This window comes from Paraburkholderia sp. GW821-FHT02A12, from assembly GCF_059422005.1.
Genome location: NZ_JBWKWA010000002.1, coordinates 1413896 through 1430473, shown reverse-complemented (window position 1 = coordinate 1430473; position 16578 = coordinate 1413896). Strand labels below are relative to the sequence as shown.

15 protein-coding genes and 1 pseudogene are annotated in these 16578 nt (G+C 61.8%); 6 read left to right on the top strand and 10 right to left on the bottom strand.

The window, feature by feature from the left end; all coding sequences use genetic code 11:
- Positions 1-4: 4 nt before the first annotated feature.
- Positions 5-199: pseudogene (locus tag AC07WT_RS27850) on the top strand (MFS transporter); the annotation flags it as partial.
- A 19-nt stretch (positions 200-218) separates the two neighbouring features.
- Here AC07WT_RS27850 and yjfF read toward each other — a convergent pair.
- From yjfF to AC07WT_RS27825, 5 genes are all read right to left on the bottom strand, one after another.
- Complete coding sequence (gene yjfF, locus AC07WT_RS27845) at positions 219-1325, bottom strand: galactofuranose ABC transporter, permease protein YjfF (RefSeq protein ID WP_494949412.1); 1107 nt, start codon at positions 1323-1325, stop codon at positions 219-221.
- Positions 1322-2365 carry an ABC transporter permease gene (locus AC07WT_RS27840; protein WP_494949411.1) on the bottom strand — a complete coding sequence of 348 codons (1044 nt, stop codon included), beginning with the start codon at positions 2363-2365 and terminating at the stop codon, positions 1322-1324. The genes yjfF and AC07WT_RS27840 overlap by 4 nt, the downstream gene beginning before the upstream one ends.
- Positions 2362-3957, bottom strand: a complete 1596-nt coding sequence (locus tag AC07WT_RS27835) for a sugar ABC transporter ATP-binding protein (protein ID WP_494949410.1) — start codon at positions 3955-3957, stop codon at positions 2362-2364. The genes AC07WT_RS27840 and AC07WT_RS27835 overlap by 4 nt, the downstream gene beginning before the upstream one ends.
- A gap of 153 nt (positions 3958-4110) precedes the next feature.
- Complete coding sequence (locus AC07WT_RS27830) at positions 4111-5049, bottom strand: ABC transporter substrate-binding protein (RefSeq protein ID WP_492592396.1); 939 nt, start codon at positions 5047-5049, stop codon at positions 4111-4113.
- Between the two features lie 319 nt (positions 5050-5368).
- Positions 5369-5968, bottom strand: coding sequence for an alpha-ketoglutarate-dependent dioxygenase AlkB family protein (locus tag AC07WT_RS27825; protein WP_492592377.1), 600 nt, complete (start codon positions 5966-5968; stop codon positions 5369-5371).
- Between the two features lie 140 nt (positions 5969-6108).
- On the opposite strand from AC07WT_RS27825, the gene AC07WT_RS27820 reads away from it, so the two are divergent.
- The gene (locus AC07WT_RS27820) at positions 6109-6693 is read left to right on the top strand and encodes a malonic semialdehyde reductase (RefSeq protein ID WP_494949409.1); all 585 of its coding nucleotides are present in this window, start codon (positions 6109-6111) and stop codon (positions 6691-6693) included.
- A 23-nt stretch (positions 6694-6716) separates the two neighbouring features.
- On the opposite strand, the gene AC07WT_RS27815 is transcribed toward AC07WT_RS27820, so the two are convergent.
- Positions 6717-7046, bottom strand: a complete 330-nt coding sequence (locus AC07WT_RS27815) for a hypothetical protein (RefSeq protein ID WP_492592379.1) — start codon at positions 7044-7046, stop codon at positions 6717-6719.
- A 363-nt stretch (positions 7047-7409) separates the two neighbouring features.
- Here AC07WT_RS27815 and AC07WT_RS27810 point away from each other — a divergent pair, with 363 nt between their 5' ends.
- Complete coding sequence (locus AC07WT_RS27810) at positions 7410-8573, top strand: metallophosphoesterase (protein WP_492592380.1); 1164 nt, start codon at positions 7410-7412, stop codon at positions 8571-8573.
- Between the two features lie 129 nt (positions 8574-8702).
- Here the strand turns inward: AC07WT_RS27810 and AC07WT_RS27805 are convergent, their stop codons facing one another.
- Complete coding sequence (locus AC07WT_RS27805) at positions 8703-9227, bottom strand: hypothetical protein (RefSeq protein WP_494951058.1); 525 nt, start codon at positions 9225-9227, stop codon at positions 8703-8705.
- A gap of 638 nt (positions 9228-9865) precedes the next feature.
- Here AC07WT_RS27805 and AC07WT_RS27800 point away from each other — a divergent pair.
- The gene (locus AC07WT_RS27800; protein ID WP_494951057.1) at positions 9866-10573 is read left to right on the top strand and encodes an MgtC/SapB family protein; all 708 of its coding nucleotides are present in this window, start codon (positions 9866-9868) and stop codon (positions 10571-10573) included.
- A 162-nt stretch (positions 10574-10735) separates the two neighbouring features.
- Positions 10736-10990 (top strand): GlsB/YeaQ/YmgE family stress response membrane protein, encoded by a 255-nt coding sequence (locus AC07WT_RS27795; protein ID WP_492592382.1) that lies wholly within the window; start codon positions 10736-10738, stop codon positions 10988-10990.
- 58 nt (positions 10991-11048) lie between these two features.
- On the opposite strand, the gene scpC is transcribed toward AC07WT_RS27795, so the two are convergent.
- From scpC to AC07WT_RS27780, 3 genes are all read right to left on the bottom strand, one after another.
- Positions 11049-12563: a succinyl-CoA:acetate CoA-transferase ScpC gene (gene scpC / locus AC07WT_RS27790; RefSeq protein WP_494949408.1), complete on the bottom strand. Its 1515-nt coding sequence runs from the start codon at positions 12561-12563 to the stop codon at positions 11049-11051.
- A gap of 192 nt (positions 12564-12755) precedes the next feature.
- The gene (locus AC07WT_RS27785) at positions 12756-12971 is read right to left on the bottom strand and encodes a hypothetical protein (protein WP_494949407.1); all 216 of its coding nucleotides are present in this window, start codon (positions 12969-12971) and stop codon (positions 12756-12758) included.
- 167 nt (positions 12972-13138) lie between these two features.
- Positions 13139-15304 (bottom strand): FUSC family protein, encoded by a 2166-nt coding sequence (locus AC07WT_RS27780; protein WP_494949406.1) that lies wholly within the window; start codon positions 15302-15304, stop codon positions 13139-13141.
- Between the two features lie 201 nt (positions 15305-15505).
- Here AC07WT_RS27780 and AC07WT_RS27775 point away from each other — a divergent pair, with 201 nt between their 5' ends.
- A complete protein-coding gene (locus tag AC07WT_RS27775; protein WP_492592386.1) occupies positions 15506-16510 on the top strand; it encodes a LysR family transcriptional regulator in 1005 nt (334 codons plus the stop codon).
- The last annotated feature ends 68 nt before the right edge of the window (positions 16511-16578 follow it).

Here is a 16578-nt window from a genome sequence, read left to right as displayed (position 1 = left end):
TCACCGCGGCTCGGGCCAGGGATTCTGCTACAACTTCGGCCGGGCGGTCGGCGCGACTTTTCCGTTCCTGATCGGCTACGTCTCGCAGACGATGACGCTCGGTCACGCAATCGGCGTGTTTGCCGCCGCGGCGTATGGTGTCGTGATCCTCGCCGCGCTGACGTTGCCGGAAACCAAAGGACGTCAGCTGAACGCGTGAGAGGCCATCGCGACTCGCACTACAACGACGCCTGTTCCGGCGCGCGTCCGATTGCATGCGAATCGGACGCCGCCATGTCGCCGCGACCGCGGCCGCTTTCTCGCCCGGGCGTCACGACCGCTCCCGTGCCTCCTGGCCGGCGCACCGATTTCGCATGCCGCTCGATCAGCCGTTGCAGCAGGCAGAACGCGCACAGCAACGCGCCGATCACGATGCGGGTCCACCACGAGCTGAGTGTGCCGTCGAAGGTAATCAGCGTCTGGATCGTACCGAGAATACCGACGCCGAACAGCGAGCCGATCACATAGCCGACACCGCCCGTCAGCAAGGTTCCGCCGATCACCGTCGCCGCGATCGCGTCGAGTTCCATGCCCTGCCCTTGCAAGCCATAACCGGACAGCACATAGAAGGTGAACACCGCGCCGCCAAGCGCCGAACAGAAACCGCTCAGCGCATACACGCCGATCCGCGTGCGCGCGACCGGCAAACCCATCAGCAACGCCGAGCGCGCATTGCCGCCGATCGCATACACGTTGCGGCCAAAGCGCGTGAAATGCGCGACATAGATCGCCGCAATCAGCGTGACGAACGCGATCAGGACGTTGGCCGTGACCGAGCCGATGCCGATATCGAGGCGGAACGCCGAGATCTTCTGGAAAGCCGGATCGGTGATGGTGATCGACTGCGTCGTGATCAGGAAGCACAGGCCGCGCGCGAAGAACATGCCGGCCAGCGTGACAATGAACGCCTGCAAGCGAAAGAAGTGGATCAGCGCGCCCTGCACCGCGCCGAACATCGTGCCCATCAGCAACACGATCGGCACGATCAGCCAAACCGGCAGATGCACGCGCTCGGCCAGCACCGCTTCGACGATGGTGGTCAGCGCCACCACCGAGCCGACCGACAGATCGATCCCGCCGGACACGATCACGAAGGTCATGCCGATCGCGACGATCAACAGGAACGCGTTGTCGACCAGCAAGTCGAGCAGCACTTGCCAGGAGAAAAAGCCGGTGTACATCACCGAGCCGAAACCGAACAGCGCGCAGAACAGCAGGATCGTGACGGCGATCGGCAGCGTGCGCGGATCGACGATATGGGCACAGGCGTCGAGGAATCGTCTCATCGCGCCACCCCGCGCTGCTTGATGACCGACATGCCGAGCGACATGGCGAGCGAGCGCGCCGCCGGCGACTGGATCACGCTCACCGCGAGCACCACGGCCGCCTTGACGACGAGCGTCGCCTCGGGCGGCACGCCGATCGAATAGGTGGTGTAAGTGAGCGTCTGGATGATCAGCGCCCCGAGTACGGTGCCCGCGAGACTGAAGCGTCCGCCGAGGAGCGAGGTGCCGCCGAGCGTCACCGCGAGAATCGCATCGAGTTCGAGCAGCAGGCCGGCGTTGTTGCCGTCGGCGCTACGCACGTTCGAGCTGATGAGGATGCCCGCCATCGAAGCGGACAATCCCGCGAAGCCGTACACCGCGAACACGAGCGCTTTCGAGCGCAAGCCGACGAGCCGCGTCGCCACCGGATTCACGCCGATCGCGCGAATGAAGAGCCCGAGCGCGGTGCCTTCGACGAGCGCCGCGGTAGCCAGCACGGCCACGCTTGCGATCCACACCGAACACGGCACGCCCAGCCAATAACCGCCGCCGACGAACAGGTAGCCCGGTGCGCCGATCGGAATGATCTGCCCGGCGGTCAGCAATTGCGCGATGCCACGGCCCGCCACCATCAGGATCAGCGTGGCGATGATCGGCTGCATGCCGACGAACGACACCAGCAACCCGTTCCACATCCCGCTCAGCACGCCGACGATCAGCGCCGCCATCAACGCCTGCGCGATCAGGCCGGCACTCGGCACGGGCTGCGTCGCCAGGATCGTCGCCGCCGCCGCGCCGGCAATCGCCACCACCGCGCCGACCGAAATGTCGATGCCGCGTGTCGCGATCACGAGCGTCATGCCGGTCGCGACAAGCACCAGCGGCGCGGCGCGATTCAACACGTCGATCGGCGCGCCGAACAGGTGCCCGTCGAGCATGCGCAGCGACAGAAAATGCGGATTCACCCACAGATTCAACATGCACAACAGCGCGAGCGTCACGCACGGCCAGATCAAAGGACGCTCCGCGCCGTCGCGAACGAACCAGTTCGTTAGCTTCATTCGCCGCTCCCCGCGATGAGTCGATAAATGTTGTCTTCGTTCGAAGCCTGACCGGCCACCTCGGCGATCTTGCGGCGGTCGCGCAGGACCACCACACGATGACTCACCCGCAGCACCTCGCCGATCTCCGACGAAATGAACAGAATGCTCAAGCCGTTCGCGCACAGCGCCAGCAAACGATCCATGATGTCGAACTTGGCCGCGACATCGATGCCGCGCGTGGGTTCGTCGAGAATCAGCAGCTTGGGATTGGTTGCGAGCCAGCGCGCCAGTAGCGCTTTTTGCTGGTTGCCGCCGGAGAGAAGGCCGATGGGTTGTTCGGCGTCCGTTGCCTTGATGCCGAGCCGTTCAATCCACATGTCGGCCAGTTCGCGCGCGCGATTGCGGCTGATCTTGCGCAACCAGCCACGCCTCGCCTGCAACGCCAGCAGGATGTTCTCGCGAACCGACAGTTCGGCGACGATGCCCTCCTTCTTGCGATCCTCCGCGCAATAGCCGATGCCGTGACGGACCGCATCGCGCGGCGAACGCAGCCGCACGGCGCGGCCTTCGATCACGATCGTGCCGCTGTCGGCGCGGTCGGCGCCGAACAGCAGCCGCGCGGTCTCCGTGCGGCCCGAGCCGAGCAAACCGGCGAGACCCAGAATCTGGCCCGGCTGCACGTCGAGATCGATCGGCTGCAGCGTGCCGCGCCGCCCGACGCCGCGCAGTTCGACGAACGGCTGAACGGCCTGCCTGCTCGCCGGCCCTTCGTGTGCCTCACGTCCTTCGTGGGCTGCTTCGCGCAGCCGCGCGCTCATGCGCTCATGGCCGACCATCTTCGCGACCAGTTGATCGGCGGGCAAATCGCGCGCGAGGTATTCGCCCTCGCGTTCGCCGTTGCGCATCACGGTAATGCGATCGGAGATGGCATAGGTCTGCTCGATAAAATGCGTGACGAACAGAATCGCGATGCCCGACTGCTTAAGATGCCGAAGTATTTTGAAAAGCTGTGCGACTTCGCCGTCGTCGAGGCTCGAGGTCGGCTCGTCGAGAATCAGCACGCGTGCATCGACCGACAGCGCTCTCGCTATGGCCACCATTTGCTGGACGGCGATGGGATAGGCATCGAGCGATCTGGTGACGTCGAGCGTCACGTCCAGACGCGCGAGCGCCGATTGTGCGCGGCGTTTGATGCCGGGCCAGTCGATCGCGCCGAAGCGCTTTGGCTGCCTGCCCGCGAAGATGTTCTCGGCCACCGACAGATTCGGGCATAGATTCACCTCCTGATACAGCGTGCGCACACCGGCCGCTTCGGCCTCCTGCGGCGACCCAAACGCCACGGTTTCGCCACCGAGCCGGATCGTGCCGGCATCAGGCGCGACCACGCCGGTCAGCACGTTGATCAAGGTGGATTTGCCGGCGCCGTTCTGCCCCATCAGCGTGTGGATCTCGCCGGGAAACAGCCGGAAGTCGACTCGCTGCAGCGCTTTGACACCCGGAAACGTCTTGCTGACGCCGGCGGTCGCCAGAATGGGCTCGAGTTCGTTCGAGGCGGCGCCTTCAACTGCGCCACCGGCTGACGGATTCGGTTCGGAAACGGGGTGCGTCATAGACCTCGCTCGATCGGTGGTGCGTTGGTTTGGCAAGGTCCGCGGAAAAGAGACCGCCCGCTGCCGAAACAGCCAGGCGGTCAGGCACCACTGGAGAATCCCTTGCAAGCTGCCCGTACTTCGCTTTTGTCCTGCCTCGGTCCGATGGAGTGCTCAGTACTTGCGCGTCGGCAGAGTCTGCGCCGCGACGCTCATCGGAAAGACGGTCTCTTCCGTCAGGATGCGCTTGGGCAGCGGCTTGCCTGCCACCACGTCCTTGACCGCCGACATCAGCTGCGGTCCCAGCAGCGGGCTGCACTCCACGTCGACGTTCATCTTGCCCGCGGCCATCGCCTGGAAGCCGCCCTTGGTCGCATCGAACGAGACGACGGTGATGTCCTTGCCGGGGTGCATGCCGGCCTCTTCCATCGCCTGGATGGCGCCGAGCGCCATATCGTCGTTATGCGCATAAACTACATTTATTTTATTTCCATAAGTTTTTATAAATGCCTCCATCACCTGCTTGCCACCGGCAAGCGTGAAGTCGCCGCTCTGCGAGGCGATTATCTTGAATTTGGGATCGCTCTTGATCACTTCGATCAAACCCGAGTGCCGGTCGTTGGCAGGTGCGGAGCCGACCGTTCCCTGAAGTTCCGCGATGTTAATAGGACCTTGATCGTTTTTAAAGTGATCCGCGAGCCAATGTCCGCCGCGCCGGCCCTCTTCCATGAAGTCCGAACCGATCATCGTGACGTAGAGCGAGGTGTCTTTCACGTCGATGTTGCGGTCGGTCAGGATCACCGGAATCTTCGCGGCTTTAGCCTCGCGCAACACGGGCTCCCAACCCGACTCGACAACCGGCGAGAACGCAATCACGTCCACTTTCTGCGCAATGTAGGAACGGATCGCCTTGATCTGGTTTTCCTGCTTTTGCTGGGCGTCCGAGAATTTGAGCTTGATCTTCGCGTCCGCAGCCGCGGATTTCACCGACTCGGTGTTGGCCGTTCGCCATGCGCTTTCAGCGCCGACTTGCGCGAAACCGAGCGTGATCTGTTTGTCTTGCGCGTAAGCGTCCGGTGTTGTCAGCGTCAGTGCTCCGATGCCCGCGCACATCGCGAGCGCGCCTAACGCACGACATGCGGCGCGTCGTGTATTCGCCATGTCTGTCTCCTGATCGTTGTTGTGTGGCGATCCATCGAACCGCCCGCCGCTTCCGGCCTGTCTCGGAGCGTGGATCGTGATGTAGCGTAGTGTCTGGGGCGTTAACCGTCCAATCATATGATTGGCGTTGGCGATACCAATTTCGGTATAGCGGATGATATCGGCCGTGGCGCCGAGACGAGAACCACCGTCGTCACGCAAGTCGCGCCGACTGACGAGCTGCGCCTTCGACGTGCTTTTTATGCGCTTAAGTGCTCCGCGGCCGCTTCGTCTAACGGCTCGTCGTACGCGGCGTCACCCAACGGAATGTCAGATTGATTCGCTCGCCGGCGACGCTCGGCTCTTTCGGCACGCGGTGCCGCCACTCCGCCTGCGTGTTGCCCCTCATCACCAGCAGGCTGCCGCCCTTCAGCGAGAACGACTGCACCGTGCCGGTACTGTTGTGCCGCAAATCGAAAGTACGCGCCACGCCCAGGCTAATCGAGGCGATGATCGGCCGCATGCCTAGCTCAGGCTCGCGGTCCGCGTGCCACCCCATGCTGTCGGCGCCGCTGCGATAGCGATTGATCAGCACGCTGTTAAAGCGGGCGTTGCAGGTGGCCTCGGCGGCAGCTTTCAGTTCGGCGACGGTTCGGGTCCACGGCTGGGGCACGTTGCGAATGCCCGAGTAAACATAGACCGCGTCCGGTTCGCCTTGCCAGGCGGTCAGCCGCGGCAGCGGCACGCGCCCGGCGGGCGTGCCCATCATGTCCTGGCGCCATTCGACTTCGCCGATGAGTTGTGCCAGCGCGTGCGCCGCGGCTTCGGGCGCCAGCCAGTCGGGATACCAGTCGACGTCGGGCGCCGGAAGGTCATTGAAAAGATCGGCCATGAGATTGCCTGAATGCGATTGCGCACGCGCCGCGTGCTCGTGTGAGAACCTTGTTGACTATTATGGTGGCAGCGACGGCACCGCTCACCCACGCGGCTTGCGCTGTCATTCGATTTTCTTCACGTTAGCGAACCACCATCATGACTCTTTCGGACCAGGCTCTCGATCAACTCTTTCGCGAGGCGCGTACGCATAACGGCTGGCAGCCCAAACCGGTCGACGACGCCTTGCTCAAGCAACTCACTGAACTGGTGCTGCTCGGCCCTACCTCGGCCAATTCGAGCCCCGGCCGCTTCGTCTACGTCAAAACGCCGGAAGGAAAGGAGAAGCTGCGCCCGGCGCTGTCGGCCGGCAACCTCGAAAAGACGATGGCGGCGCCGGTCACAGTAATTGTTGGCATGGATATGGCGTTCTACGAATACCTGCCGAAACTGTTTCCGCACGCCGACGCGCGCAGCTGGTTTGCCGGCAACGAAAAAGCGATCGCCGACACCGCGTTTCGCAATTCGACGCTGCAAGGCGGCTATCTGATTCTCGCGGCGCGCGCGCTCGGTCTGGACACGGGCGCGATGTCAGGCTTCGATGCTGCCAAGGTCGACGCAGCCTTCTTCGCCGGCACGACAGTGAAATCGAATTTCCTGATCAATCTGGGCTACGGCGACGCGTCGAAACTGTTTCCCCGCAGCCCGCGCTTCACCTTCGACGAAGTGGCGCGGATTGTCTGAACGGTCTGAACATGCCGGTACGTTCAGGTGAACAGCGCCACGTAGAACACCACTACGCCGATCACCGCACCGACAAAACAGAAACCTTCTTCGGCGTCGTCGCCATTGGAACGCAACCATGCGCCGATGACGCCGAACAAGCCGGCAATGCCGAGCGCGACGCAGACCATTACCACATCGAACAACGCACTTCGTCCCAGCTCGGAAATGTCGATGTCGCGCACGCCGTAGTACAAGCCGACTGCCATCAACGATATGGCGACCAGCGGCAGCATTACGTGGCTTCCCTCATATCCAACGTGATGCGCGTGATGTGCGTGGCGTGCCTGATTACCCGATCTGAGCAGTTTCATCATGCATCTCCTGCCTCGCCCTCTGCCGGCGATCAACCGAACCGCCACTGAGCCGCGACGCCCCTGAAACAAGCTGGTTCTCTTCCAGAATAGTCCACGCGCGAAGACAACTCAAAGCCCGTTTAATTAGGTCGAACGGCCGGCCTGGAACGGGCGGCGGATGCTGTATTGCGGGAGTCGTTTACAGCAACGGCTGTGACCTCGCTCGCACCCGTGGGAGCAAATTTGACACGTCCGGCAAGGGATAGCACATGCCAGTAGAATGAACCGGCTGCCAGCCAGTTTCTGGTTCGAACCGACGAACTGACGAGCCGCCGCCGTTCTTCCGACCGTGTCCGGTCTCTTCCCGCCTCTATCCTCTCTATGCGCCGCTCATCGTTTCTTGTTCGCGTCATCCTGATTGGCATTCTTCTGCACATTTACGTCGGTTTCCGCCTGATTCCCGATCTGCCGATCAATGCCGCCGGCCGATGGCTGTGCGCGTTGTGGCTGGTGCTGTCGATTTTTCTGATTCCGCTCGGCGTGCTGGCGCGCACGGTCAGACAACAACCGCTCAGTGACCGGCTCGCGTGGGTCGGCCTGCTGACGATGGGCTTCTTCTCATCGCTGCTCGTGCTGACTTTCGTGCGTGATCTTGGTCTGGCGTCGCTGCTGACCGTCGATGCAATCTGGCCGAACACCATCGCACTGGCGCACTGGCGCACCGGCTCGGCAGCAGTCGTGCCATTGCTCGCGTTCATCTCGACGCTGGTCGGCTTGTTCAACGCGCGGCGCCGCGCCCGGGTCGTGACGATCGACGTGCCGATCGACGATTTGCCGGCGGCGCTCGAGGGCTTCACGATCGTCCAGATCAGCGATATCCACGTCGGCCCGACCATCAAGCGGCGTTACGTGGATGCGATCGTCGACGCAGTGAATCGCCTCGAGCCGGACCTGATCGCCGTAACCGGCGATATCGTGGACGGCAGCGTGCCGCAGTTGACCAGGCACACACAGCCGCTGGCTCGACTCAGCGCGCGTCACGGCGCCTTTCTGGTGACCGGCAATCACGAGTATTACGCCGGCGCTGACGCATGGATCGACGAGTTCCGGCGCCTGGGTTTGAACGTTCTGCTCAACGAGCACGTGATCGTCGATCACGACGGCGCACGCGCCGTGATTGCCGGAGTGACCGATTACTCGGCAGGTCATCATGACCCGCTGCATCGCAGCGACCCGGTCGCGGCACTTGCCGGCGCACCGGGCGACGTGCTGATCAAGGTGCTGCTCGCCCACCAGCCGCGCTCCGCGGAAGCGGCGGCAGCAGCAGGCTTCACGCTGCAGTTGTCCGGCCACACGCATGGCGGCCAGTTCTTCCCGTGGAATTTCTTTGTCCGTTTTCAGCAGCCGTTCACGGCCGGCCTCGCGCGCCTGAACGGACTGTGGGTCTACACGAGCCGTGGCACCGGCTATTGGGGGCCGCCGAAGCGCTTGGGCGCGCCCTCGGAAATCACGCGACTGCGCCTCGTGCCCGGCGAGCCTGACTGAGGCGCCACGTCATGGAGCATTGGGTTGAAACGACAGCGCGGATGTCCTGACAGGACATCCGCGCCTCGGCGCAAGCGCGCCGCTTGAGTTTGACGCTTGAGTTTGATTTACTGCGGCCTGACTTACCGCTCACTGAGCGGGCGCGACCGCCACGCTCACCTGCGGTGCGTACGCCACCGATACCTGCATGCCCGGCGTCACGTTGGCGATCTTTGCCGGCTCACGCCCCTGAATGTGGAAGACGGCCCCATTCGGACCTTTCAAGGCCATGACGCCGGTGGCGTGATCGATAGCCTGAACCTCGGCGGTCACCTTCTGTGCCGTGTTCGCCTGAGCGGGTTGAGCGGCAGTGCTGTGCCCGTCCGCACTACGCGTCACGCTGACCACGGCATTGCGCATCATCCGGATATGGACTTTGCCGCCCTGCCTGATCTGCGCAAGGTTACTGGTGTCCGTGATATTGAAGGAGGCTTCGGCACCCTGCGCGTCAAGCACGGTGACCGAATGCTTCGCCTGATCCACCGATTTCACGACGCCGGCCGCCTGCAGCGTGCTGCTGCCTTCAAATGGCGCGGGCAAGCCGGCCGCGAACGACACGAGCGGTGCAGCTGCGATCAACGCACCGGCAACGATGCCAAGAGCCTTAACTTTCATAAATTCCTCAATTGGGTGAACAACGGAAAAGAGATGACGTCGCACAGAGCATTCTGCGAAGCCGTGAGAAGTGAAGCGCGGATTGAACGCCAAAACAGCCTGGCAAAGCACGACATGTTCCGAAGCATCAAAACAGTGTGTTTTCCGGGACGGTCATCGTCAATATTCGGAGTCCGTATTTATGCGGAGAAAGATCCGAGTTCGCCATAGAAATATCCCCAAGGTTGCAAAAAGATAACGTCACCGCAAGCCTTCATCCGGGCTTGACTTAACTTTGCAGAGTTGCCTAAAATTCGCCCAGTTCATTTAACCGGAATCACGATCTTGGACAGTAGCAGTAGTACCAGTCGAGCTTCGATTTGCCCGATCTCCTGATCGGCAAGATTTCCGCGTCAGCAATTTGCCTGTCGCCGTCTTGCCTTGAGGCCAGACGGTGCACGTCGTTTATCCCCTCGTACTGCCCATGAAGCGCCGCATGGCTCGATGCCGTGCAGATGCTCCATTGCATTTCGCGCTGCGAGCCTTTGCTCGCGCGCGTCGTCACGCCTGAGCGCTACCGCGCGTCCACGTCCGGATACGTGCTGCTGTCACGCGTAGGTTTCACAATGTGCGAACACGCGCACCAACCTTTCTTATCGATGACACTTGAGTTCGTCTGGCGGCTCCTCGCCGCTTTCGCCTGCGGCGTCGCCATCGGCCTTGAACGGCAGATGCGGCAACGCAATGCCGGTCTGCGCACCATCACGCTGGTCGCCAGCGGCGCATGCCTGTTCGTTACGCTCGGCGTGCTGACCGGCAACGGCACGGCCGGCATCACGCAGATTGCTGCGTACGTGGTTTCCGGCGTCGGCTTTCTCGGCGGCGGCGTGATCATGCGCGACAAAGGTTCCATTCAGGGGATCAACACAGCTGCGACCTTGTGGTGCTCGGCGGCGGTCGGCGTATTGTGCGGTGCGGGACATTACGGCCCGGCGCTCGCCGGCACCGCGATCGTGCTGCTGACCAACACGGTGCTGCGCGAAGTCAGCCGTACTATCAACGCGACGCCGGTTTCGAACGCGGACCTTGTGCGCGAGTACGTGCTGACGGTGGTATGCCGGGAGGCTGACGAGATTCATATTCGTACTGCCCTGTCCAATTCGATGTATTCGGCACCGCTGTCGTTCCAGAGCTTGATGAGCGAAGACGTCGAAGACGATTCGGGACGCATTCGCGTCACGGCGACATTGAAACTGCATCCGAAAGATCAATCGAAACTGGAACAGATGGCGAGCCGCATCAGCATGGAAAAGAGCGTATCCAGCGTCAGCTGGATCGCCCGGGAAGCGGAGCCGACACCGGAGTGACCGGCCGCGCATAACGCCCCCTTACCTCTTCGTATCGTCTACACTTAGCTTGCAATAGATTTAGACAATGTTAAATCCGCGTCCTGACTATGGACTGTCCCATAACCTTCGACTAAGCTCTGTCACCGTGAATTTTTCACACTCAACCATGGAGTCTCGATTATGGAACACGGCATCATTGCATGGCTCATCATTGGCGCGATCGCCGGCTGGCTGGCGGGCGTGCTCGTCAAGGGTGGCGGCTTCGGCCTGATCGTCGATATCATTGTCGGGATTGTCGGCGCGTTCATCGGCGGCTGGCTTTCCGGGGTGCTGCATATTTCGCTCGGCGGCGGCTGGATCGGCTCGATCATTACCGCCGTGATCGGCGCGGTCATTCTATTGTTCCTTATCCGGCTAATCCGACGCGGTACCTGACCACAGCAATGGATGTCATGCGGCGTCAGGAGCCAATACCACCTGACGCCGGCCTTACTTAAAGAAGCGCTTCCACTGCCGGCAACATCGAGCCGGTGTCACGCAGCCGCGTATGCCATGCGAAAGCCTGGTCCAACCGATGCGGCGTTTGCCCACCCCATTGCAAGGCGTCGCGATAGTAGTCGCGAAGCAGATCCCGATACAGCGGATGCACGCAGTTCTCGATGATCAGCGTGGCGCGTTCTCGCGGCGCAAGTCCGCGCAGATCGGCAAGCCCCTGCTCCGTCACCACCACATCCACGTCGTGTTCGTTGTGATCGCAATGCGGCACCATCGGCACGATGCTCGAGATGCGGCCGAACTTGGCCATCGACTTGGTCGCAAAGATCGCGCACGACGCATTGCGCGCGAAATCGCCCGACCCGCCGATACCGTTCATCATGTGCGTGCCGCCTACATGTGTTGAATTCACGTTGCCGTAGATGTCGAACTCCAACGCGGTATTCAAGGCGATCAACCCGAGCCGGCGAATGACTTCGGGATGGTTGCTGACCTCTTGTGGACGCAACACGAGACGGTCGCGATAACGCTCGAGCTCCCCGAACACCTGTGCCTGACGCGCGGCCGACAACGTGATCGACGCACCGGAGGCGAACGTCACCTTGCCGGCGTCCATCAGGTCGAAGGTCGAATCCTGCAGCACTTCTGAGTAAATTTCGAACGCATCGAACGGCGCATCGACGAAGCCGGCGAGCACCGCGTTGGCAATCGTACCGATGCCCGCCTGCAACGGCGGCAAACTCCTGGGCATGCGCCCGTGCGACACCTCATGCTGGAAAAATTCGATCAGATGACCGGCGATCAGCTTGGTCTCCTCATCCGCGGGCAATACCGTGGACGGACTGTCCGCCATATCGGTAATGACGATCGCAGCGATTTTTTCGCGCGGAATCTCGATTGCCGGCGTGCCGACGCGGTCTTGCGGACGGACGATCGGCAGCGGTTCGCGGTTCGGGCGGCGGCCGGGAATCCAGATGTCGTGCAGCCCTTCGAGTGCGAGCGGCTGGGCGAGATTGATTTCAACGACGACCTTCTCCGCGAGGATCGCGAAGCTGGCCGAATTGCCGACCGAGGTGGTCGGCACAATGCCGCCGGTTTCTGTGATCGCGGCGGCTTCGATAATGGCCACGTCGAGCGCGCCGAGTTGATTCGCGCGCAACATCTCGACAGTTTCGGACAGATGCTGATCGACGAACATCACTTCGCCGCGATTGATCGCGTCGCGTAAGGTCTTGTCCACCTGAAACGGCAAGCGACGCGCCAATACGTGCGCCTCAGTCAGCATGCGGTCGACGTCATGCCCAAGCGATGCGCCGGTCATCAACGTAATGCGCAGCGGTTTGCTTTCGTGGCGCGCCCGCTCGGCGAGCGCAGCAGGGACAGCTTTGGCGTCGCCCGCGCGCGTAAATCCGCTGGCGCCGACACGCATGCCGTCCTGAATCAGCAGCGCTGCCTCGGCGGCTGAAGTGATCTTTCCGCGCAACGCGGCACAACGAATCCGGTCTTCGTACATGAAACTGAGTCTCTCCATAATCACCAGCCCAGTCTACCGGTGCGCACGTCTACGGTGTGCTTCGGGCAGTAGCCAGATTGTTGCACCCTGCCGCGGCGTCACGATGAACGGCGTCGCGGCTAGGTGTTTCGTCGCGCATTAAACGCTCACGACCTGTCTTGCAGATACTTCTCGTGTTACGTGCGGCGCTGCTTAGCTGCCGAAATAGATATTGCAGAAGCTCACAGGACCGACACATTCCTCAACTTTGGTCTTCGGTGCAACAGCACGGCCTTGAGCAGCGACGCTGTTGGCGCGCAGCGCATTCGCTTGCGCAACTTGTTGCTCCGGCGCGACAGGGGCAGTTTGCGCGTGAGCAGCTGCAGCGGACAAAGAGCAGGCAATCAGGACCATCTTCAACGCTTTCATTTCGTTCTCCAGTACTTACGGTTACGCGCCGTAGGAAGTCCCCTTAGGGGACTGCGTGGCAGTGATGAAACTATATGATTGCCATCAGCCCAGATAAACGGGCTTGCCCGAAAGTGATCTTTCCATCCGGCAGAAGGATCCGATCGGCAGGTGATCGGACGCATCGTTCAACGCGCATTGAAGGGCGCGTCCTTGTCGAGCAAGGCTGTGCGAATGAAATGCAGGCAACTGAGGATGCGTTGCAGGTCGTGCCGCTTATCGCGATCGGCATGAACTGTTTCGAGGACGTCCTGCGCCGTCCACGTGGCCGAGCGCACAGATACGAGCGCGCGTTCGAGACCACGTGAGTCCGGTTGTACGAAGAGCCGCGCGAGATCCGCAGCGGTCCCCTCGAGGCTGCTGCTCCACCGCGGATGGAGCGCCCGCGCGTAGGGCGCGCGGGCCACTTCGTTGCGCAGATCGATCACGGCATGGCCCACTTCGAGCGTGACCAGCATCCAGCGCAAAGCGTCGCGTCGACGACGTGAGTGCCGTGTGAGCAGCATACGCAGTTGCGAAGTCAGGTCGTGCGTGCTCGACTGAAAGCGCTGATTGAGCCCTTGCAGTTCGCCTTCGCACGCGAACACGACCTGGGCACGCAAGTCGCCCTTGATCCTCTCGGTCAGCCACGGCATACCGGCCGGAAAGACCACCGCGAAGACAATTGCGGCCAGCAATAGGGATGCGGTGACCGCTATACCGTTGTTGATCAGCAGATCGGGCGCATACGTGACGACGTTGTCCGGTCCCGCGAGCAGGCAGAAGAACACTGCAAAACCGATGCCGTAGCCTGACTCGAGCTTGCGTGTCGCGATGAACGCGCCGAGCGCGAGCACGGGTGCGAGCGTCGTGCAAAGCAGCGGAAAGCCGTCGACGTTCGGATAAACGTAGCAAGTGAACAGATAGCCGGTCATGGTCGCAAGGGCGGCGCCAACCGCCATCTGCACGGCCATCTTCGAAGCGCTCGGTGCGGTGGACGTCAGCGCGCACGCTAGCGCTGCACCAATGACCGCAAGACCGCCGCTCGGCCAATCGGTAGCGATCCAGACCCAGCCGACGGTCGCCATCACCACCGCTGCTCTGACAAAGGTGAACGCGACGACAAATCCGTTCGTCTTGCTGACATAGCGACTCGCGTAGCGTTGCCGCCGCGCGGGATTGCGCTGCGCCAGCGCTGCGTAAGTCTCCGAATAGCCGATCCATTCGTCGATAAACCGGTACAGCAGCTCCGCCGCCGTATCGAAGTCCGCCAGAGATTCAGCGGGCGCGGCTTCAAGAGGCCGCCTTGTTTCGCGCACGCGGCGTGGCAGCGTCGTCTGAAAGACTCGCAGACCGGCGGCCACGCGCGATGCATCGCTAACTGCGTCTGACTGTGGCGCGATCAACGCCGACAGCTCGCGAAAGTACGGCGTGATGGTGTCGACGATCAGCCGCGACCCGCTTGCGCGCAAACGCTTGAGTAACTGATGCAGCGCATGCAGCCGTGCGCATGCGTCCATGAATTCGCCGTTCAGACGGCCGAGATGCTGGCTGCGCGAGCGCATCGCAGGATCTTCGAAAGCGGCAAAAATGCGCGTCGCTTCGAAACCGACAATTTCATCGACCAGATCGGCAAAACGCCGTTCGAACTGCCCACGCTCGAGCCCGCGACCCAGCACCTCGGCGGCGAACGCAGTAAAATTCGTATATCGAATTTGCAGCGCGCGCCGCAGCGCAATGCTCGAACGCTGCGGCACGATCAGTGCGCTCACCGCACTCGAACACACGATGCCGACCGCCACTTCCGCCGCACGAGTGAGCGCGCCCAGAAACAGGTCGTGAGGCGCAGTGACATTCGGAATGCCGATCAAGGCGGCGGTGTAACCCGCCAATACAAAGCCGTACCATCTGAAATGCCGATACCGGACCGCTGCAGCGATACAGGCGCTCACCCAGCAAATCATGCCGAGCATGTACAGCTCGGGCTGCTGGACGAACAGCCCGCCGAGTACGAGTGCCGCGACCGTGCCCACCGCGGTTCCGAGAATCCGATAGAAGCTCTTGGCGAGCACCATGCCGCTGAACGGCTGCATCAGCACGAACACCGTGGTCATCGCGATGCGCGGCTGTTGCAGATCCAGCAGCATCGCAATACCCAGCGCCAGCAGGCCCGCGGTGACGGTTTTCAGCAGATGCAGCCAGATCAGACCGTCGCTGCTCGCCCAATCGCGAGTGGCGACACCGAGCGCTTGCAACATGGCGCCCCACTGTCGGCGGGAATCCGCCGTCGGTTTGACCGCATGTTGGCGTTTCATCAGAAAGCAGCGCGCCCCGGTTTGTCGCTGAAAGAAGCGCCGGCGAAGAAACCGCGCACACCGGCAGGCAAGGCGCCGATTGTAGGAGCATGCATTGCGCGCATTAAGAGGACGGGGGCGGAACGTCCCTTCCAGAACGAACAACAATGAGCTTTCGAGACAGGCGGACAATACGGCTTCTGCCGTGAAATAGAAGGATCGATGGATACGTTGCAAAATATGCGAGTGTTCGTGCGTGTGGTCGAAGCCGGTAGTTTTACCGCCGCCGCGCAGTCGCTCAATTCAACCACTGGTGCGATGTCGCGCGCGGTCTCAGAACTTGAAGCTCATTTACGCACACGTCTGCTGAACCGTTCGACGCGACGGCTTGCGCTCACCACAGCGGGCGAGCGTTATCTGAAGCGCAGTCTGCAAATCCTTGCAGACGTCGATACGGCGGAAGAAGAAGCAAGTTGTGCGCACGAACGGCCTAGCGGCGCTTTGCGCATGCATAGCTTTGCCAGCATCGGCCAGCATTACGTGCTGCCGGCCATCTCGCGCTATCGGGCGCTTTATCCGGAGGTGAGCGTCGAACTCACACTATCGCAGCGGATGCCCGATCTGTTCGAAGGCAGCAGCGACGTGGCAGTGGTAGGCGCATCGTCGTTGCCCAATTCGGATCTCGTGTCGCTGCTACTGGGCTCGACATTCAGCATCTTGTGCGCGTCGCCGGCATATGTGCGCGCCCGGGGCACACCGAAAGAACCTCGCGATCTTGCACATCATGAATGTCTGATCTTGCATACGCCGGCCTTTCCGCCGAATGAATGGGTACTCGATGGACCTAACGGCAGTGAAATGATGGAGGTAAGCGGACCGGTTCAGGTCAATATTGCGGAATCGCTACTTGTGGCGATTCGTGAGGGAATGGGCATCGGCATGGTGCCGCTCTATGCAGCGATTGCAGGCTTGCGCGACGGAACGCTGGTGCGCGTGTTGCCACAGCATACGCTGCAGAAGATGAATATTTACGCGCTGTACCCGTCGCGCAAGTTCATCGATGCGAAAACAAGGACATGGGTCGAATTTCTGCGTGCGCATCTGCCAAAAGTGATTGCCCGCGACGAAGCACTGCTTGCGGAAGTCGACCAGGCGCTCGCAACCGATGATGTACTACGCGTTCCGGCGGGCGTGATCGCCGATAGCGATAGCCAGCCAGGACATTGATTTAGAATGAAAGGTCGAAGCACGTGCGCGGGGTTTTCAGCGGATGTGCTTCGACGGGGAAGGCCCTG